3 protein-coding genes and 1 tRNA gene are annotated in these 5082 nt (G+C 67.2%); 1 reads left to right on the top strand and 3 read right to left on the bottom strand.

Translation table 11 applies throughout. From position 1 onward, the window contains the following. Positions 1 to 99 precede the first annotated feature (99 nt). Complete coding sequence (locus tag ABF821_RS19860; RefSeq protein ID WP_182972561.1) at positions 100 to 1272, bottom strand: mechanosensitive ion channel family protein; 1173 nt, start codon at positions 1270 to 1272, stop codon at positions 100 to 102. A gap of 174 nt (positions 1273 to 1446) precedes the next feature. Here ABF821_RS19860 and ABF821_RS19855 point away from each other — a divergent pair. Then, positions 1447 to 1521: transfer RNA gene (locus ABF821_RS19855), tRNA-Met, on the top strand. A 177-nt stretch (positions 1522 to 1698) separates the two neighbouring features. Here ABF821_RS19855 and ABF821_RS19850 read toward each other — a convergent pair. Together ABF821_RS19850 and ABF821_RS19845 are read right to left on the bottom strand one after the other, a co-directional pair. Continuing rightward, positions 1699 to 2955, bottom strand: a complete 1257-nt coding sequence (locus ABF821_RS19850; protein ID WP_415531332.1) for a c-type cytochrome — start codon at positions 2953 to 2955, stop codon at positions 1699 to 1701. Further along, entirely contained in the window at positions 2952 to 5006 is a 2055-nt protein-coding gene (locus ABF821_RS19845) for a molybdopterin cofactor-binding domain-containing protein (protein WP_415531333.1), read from the bottom strand. Before ABF821_RS19845 ends, ABF821_RS19850 begins: the two co-directional genes overlap by 4 nt. Positions 5007 to 5082: the final 76 nt, after the last annotated feature.

Raw genomic sequence — 5082 nt, 5'->3', positions numbered from 1 at the left:
TACGCAGGGCGGCGAGCTTATGTAGGGCGGCGGACTGGCAGGGCGCGGGCGCGGCGCGCGCCCCCGCGCCCGGCGGGCGCCCGCCCCGCGCGGAAGGCCCTATACCGGACCGGACGGCCCGGTATAGGCGCCCGGCGGCGGCCGGTCGATCGGCGGCGCCACCATCAGCGCCTCATGGCCCGCCAGGGACGAGACATGGGCCAACCGTTCGCGCGGCAGCGCCTCCGGGCATTCGTCACGCATGAAGACGATGATCTTCTCGCGGATCTCGCACCGCAAGTCCCAGCTCACCAAGGCCGACCGCGCACTGGCGATGACCCGGATGGTCATGACATGGGCGCTGCAATCGGCCACCTGAACGTCGAACACCTTGCCGTCCCACAACGCGCTGCCATGCACGATCTCACGCAGGCGCGCGCGAATACGGTCCATGGGCGCGTGAAAATCGACATACAGAAACACCACCCCGATCAGCGCCGCCGAATTATGGGTCCAGTTCTGAAACGGATTTTCCAGGAACCATGAAATCGGCACGATATGCCGCCGCCAGTCCCACACCCGCAGCACGACATAGGTGGCGGTAATTTCCTCCACCCACGCCCAGTCGCCATTGATGATGATCAGGTCTTCCATGCGGATCGGCTGCGTCATGGCGATCTGCATGCCCGCGATCAGGTTCGTCAGCAGCGGCCGGGCCGCGAGGCCCACAACCACCGAGGCCGCGCCCGCCGAGGCAAACAGGCTCAGCCCATATTCCCGCACCGATTCGAACGTCATCAACGCCGAGCCGACCGTCAGCAGCCCCACCAGGATATCCGCCATGCGCCGCAGCACGCGCACCTGCGTCATGTGGGTACGCAGCAGAATATCGTCACGGTCGTCCGTGCCGGTAATGCGCGCCAGATAGGCATCGGAGAGAATCCGCATCGCCACGATCGCGGCATACCCCACCATCAGCACGAACAGCACCAATAGCGCATGGCCGCCCCACTGCATGGTGCGGTACGAAAAGCCCGAGGCCGGCAGCGCCGTCGCCACGAAGACGATCGCCAGCATCACCCGCGCCGGGCGCTGCATCGCCATCGTGAACAACCGGATGAACGCGCCCTTCTTCTGTCCGGGAATGCGCAGGACCAGCTTGGTCATGATCCGGCTGCATATCTCGGCCATCAGCACGGCCGCGCACAGCACCACAATCGAGGCCATGGTGCCGGGCAACCAGTCAAAGGAGATACGAATCTGGGTCAGAAGGTCGATAAAGGCGTTTTTCACGAATCCGGGTTCACTCTTTCCATGGGGGCGACACGGGCTGCCGATGGCCTGAATAGCGCCATATCAATGGGGACGAGGTGCTTCTTTAACCACGATGGGAAGCCTCACTTCAAACGTCATCCGTGGGTTGACTTTGCCCGGACGGGGCGATATTTCCCACGTCACCGACGCGATGGCGGCGTAGCTCAGCGGTAGAGCAGGGGAATCATAATCCCTTGGTCGGCGGTTCAAATCCGTCCGCCGCTACCATCGGTCGGTCTTTCCCTTTCCTGCGGTGCCTGTCTCAAAGCGCCAGTGATGAACCGCCGCACAGCATCAGCTTCGCGGCCGCCCGTGATATGCAGTATCACATTGGCCGGCACCAGAAAGCTATGCCGGGCGCCGCGCATTGGCAGGCCCGGCATGCAACCTCGTGGCCTCCCCCACTCAGGGCGAAACGCCCCCCCGAGCAACCGCGACATCCCGGGCCGTCACATGGCCCTCCCGATTCCCGAAATGGCTGATGGCATAATTCGCGATGTCGGCCAGATCCTGGTTCCGATATTCCGGCCCGAACGCCGGCATGACCATCGCGCCATGCACGGTTTGCAGCGTCCCTCCCTCGACCATGGTCCGGACCAGATTCCGCCCGTCGATCTCGCCCAGGCTACGCGCGCCCCACAGGGCGGCGAAATCGACCTGCCGTCCATGCCCGTCCGTCAGATGGCACCCGGCGCAGGCGCCGGCAAACAGCCGCTCGCCATTGCTGTGGATCGGCGCCAGTTGAGCCAGCGTCTCGGGCGAAACGACCCCGATGGTCTCGTCCGACCGCCGCGCCGGGAGGCTGCGCAGATAGGTCACCATCGCCGCGACATCCTCGGGCGTCAGAAACCGCAGGCTGTGACTGACCACATCCGCCATCGGCCCGACGGCCGTCCCCCGCCCGTCGGCATGGCCCGTGGAGAGATACGCCGCCAATTGCGTATCGCTCCACGCTCCAATGCCGCTATCGACATCCGACGAGATATTATAGGCCAGCCACCCATCAATCATGGCCCCGGCATAGGATTTCGTCATCGATAGCGCCTGGAGCATGGTCCGGGGCGTATGGCATTCGCCGCAATGACCGGCCGCTTCGACCAGATAGCGCCCCCGGTTCCAGGCGGCCGACCGTCCCGGATCGTCCGACAGCGGACCGGACGGGCGATAGAGCAGGTTCCACCCGATCATCGCCATGCGGATATTATAGGGAAACCGCACCCGGTTGGCCGGCGCCGGCGCATGGACCGGGCGCAGGCTCATCAGATAGGCGCGAATGGCACGGACATCCTCCGCCGTCATCTTCGCGTAGGACGCATAGGGCATGACGGGATAAAGATGCCGCCATCCCGGCCCCACGCCGCGCCGCACGGCCGAATCGAACTGCGCGTCGGTGTAGCGCCCGATTCCGGTCTCCGCATCGGGGGTGATGTTCGGCGCATAGAGGGTGCCGATCCCCGGCAGGTCGAACGCGCGCCCCCCGGCGAAGGGCACGCCCCCCGGCTTCGTGTGGCAGACCTCGCAATCCGCCGCCTGTTCCAGATAGGCACCACGCCGCACCAGATCGGCATCCTGCGCCTTCGCCGTGCCCGTCAGCACAATCCCGGTCAGCACCGCCGCACCGGCCACCCGACGCCCGAAGCGCATCACGAAAGCACGGCTCATGCCTGCGGCCCCGTCAGCGGCAACCGGCGATAGCGGCGGCCGGTGGCGGCGGCCATCGCATTGGCCAGAGCCGCCGCGGCCGCGGCGGTTCCCGTCTCGCCAATGCCGCCGGGATCCTCGGTGCTGTCGATCAGATGCACCTCGATGGCGGGGGATTCGTTCATCCGCAGGACCCTGTATGTGTTGAAGTTCTTCTCCCGCACCCGCCCGTTTTCCAGTGTCACCTCGTTGAACAGCGCGGCACTCAGGCCGAAGATCAGCCCGCCCTCGATCTGCGACACCACCTGATCGGGATTGACCACCCGCCCGCAATCGAGGGCCACCACGGCACGGCGCACCCGCACGGTACCCATCGTCGACATTTCGACTTCCATGACCGTGGCGAGGTACGACCCGAAGACATATTGCAGCGCCACGCCGCGCCCGACGCCCTCCGGCAGAGGCGTCCCCCATTCCGCCTTCTCGGCCGCCAGGTCCAGGACCGCCCGCGCGCGCGGTCGGTCCTCCGTCATGCGGCGGCGGAACGCCACCGGATCGACCTTCGCGCTGGCCGCCAGTTCGTCAATGAAGCTCTCGATGACGAAGACCCCGCGCGTGCCGCCGACCCCACGCCACCATGCCGTCACCACGCCCGGCGTCTCGCGCCGCGCGTAATCCAGGAACATGGCCGGGATGGCGTAGGGCGTCTCGACGGTGCCGACCAGCAGATCGTCATCCACGCCATTCGGCAGCAGCGCCTCGGGCGCCCAGCGGGCAACGACCGCCGGCCCCACGATGCGGTGCGACAGCCCGACCAGTTTCCCGTGGGCGTCCAGCCCGCCGACCAGATGATCGACATAGGCCGGGCGGTACCGGTCCATCGTCAGATCCTCCTCGCGACTCCAGATCACCTTGAGCGGATAAGACACCTGGCGGGCAAACTGCACCGCCTGCGTGACATATTCATGCTCCAGCCGCCGCCCGAAGCCACCACCGATATACTGGTTGTGCAGAAAGACCTTTTCCTTCGGCAGGCCCGTCACCTCGGCCGCCGAATCGCGGGCGCGCATCGGCACCTGGGTCCCGACCCAGACATCGCATCGCTCGGGTGTCACATGCACCGTGCAGTTGATCGGCTCCATCGGCGCATGCGCCAGCAGCGGCTGCTGATACACGGCCTCGACCCGCGTCGCGGCCCCCCTGATGGCCATCCTGGCATCGCCCTTGGTGTTGGCGACGATGGCCGGCCCTTGCAGCGCCTCATGCAATTGCCGATAGACCGTCCCGGTGGACACGGTGGCATTGACGCCTTCATCCCAGGTGATCGCCAGGGCCTCAAGCCCCTTGCGCGCCGCCCAGTAATGGTCGCCGACCACACAGACCGCATTGCCGATCGTCAGCACCTCCCGCACGCCCGGCACCTGCCGCGCCGCGCGGTCATCGACATGCAGCAGCACACCCCCCATCACCGGGCAGGCCGCGACGGTGCCGATCTTCATGCCCGGCTGCTGGATGTCGATGCCGAAGGTCGCCGTGCCGTTCACCTTCGCCGGCGCGTCCAGCCGATGCTGGGCATGGCCGATCAGGCGAAAGGTCGAGGGGGCGCGCAACGCAACCGGGCCGGAGGGAACCGGCAGCGCCGCCGCCTCCACCGCCAGCTCGCCATAAGTCAGGGTCCGCCCGGTGGGCACATGCCGCACCACGCCAGCCTCGCTCTGGCACGACGCCGGCTCGACCACCCACCGATCGGCGGCCGCCCGGATCAAGAGCGTCCGCGCCACCGCGCCGGCCTCGCGCAGGCTCTTCCAGGTCGCGATCGTCGAAGTCGAGCCGCCGGTGGCCTCCGTCCCCAACGCCTTGGTGACATACGCGTCATCCGCCGGCGCGGCCTCGATCTGGATCTGCTCCAGCCCCACATCCAGTTCCTCGGCGATCAGCATCGCCTCGCCGGTATAGATCCCCTGCCCCATCTCCACATTCGGCAGGATCAGGGTAATGCTGCCATCCGGCGCAATCCGCACGAAGGCATTGGGCGCGAACGGGCCGGTCTGGTCCTCCACGATCCGCGTCACCGTCGCGGGGGGCGGCCCCCGCCCGCGCCCCCCCCCCCCCCCCCCCCCCCCCCCCCCCCCCCCCCCCCCCCCCCCC

The organism is Gluconacetobacter sp., from assembly GCF_047721585.1.
Classification (GTDB): Bacteria; Pseudomonadota; Alphaproteobacteria; order Acetobacterales; family Acetobacteraceae; genus Gluconacetobacter; species Gluconacetobacter dulcium.
Note: the sequence above shows the minus strand (reverse complement) of the source record. Positions and strands in the feature narration are given on the sequence as shown.

Excerpts from the sequence above, each read along its gene's own strand:
- ABF821_RS19850 (WP_415531332.1), bottom strand. The coding sequence starts at position 2,955 with ATGAGCCGTGCTTTCGTGATGCGCTTCGGGCGTCGGGTGGCCGGTGCG.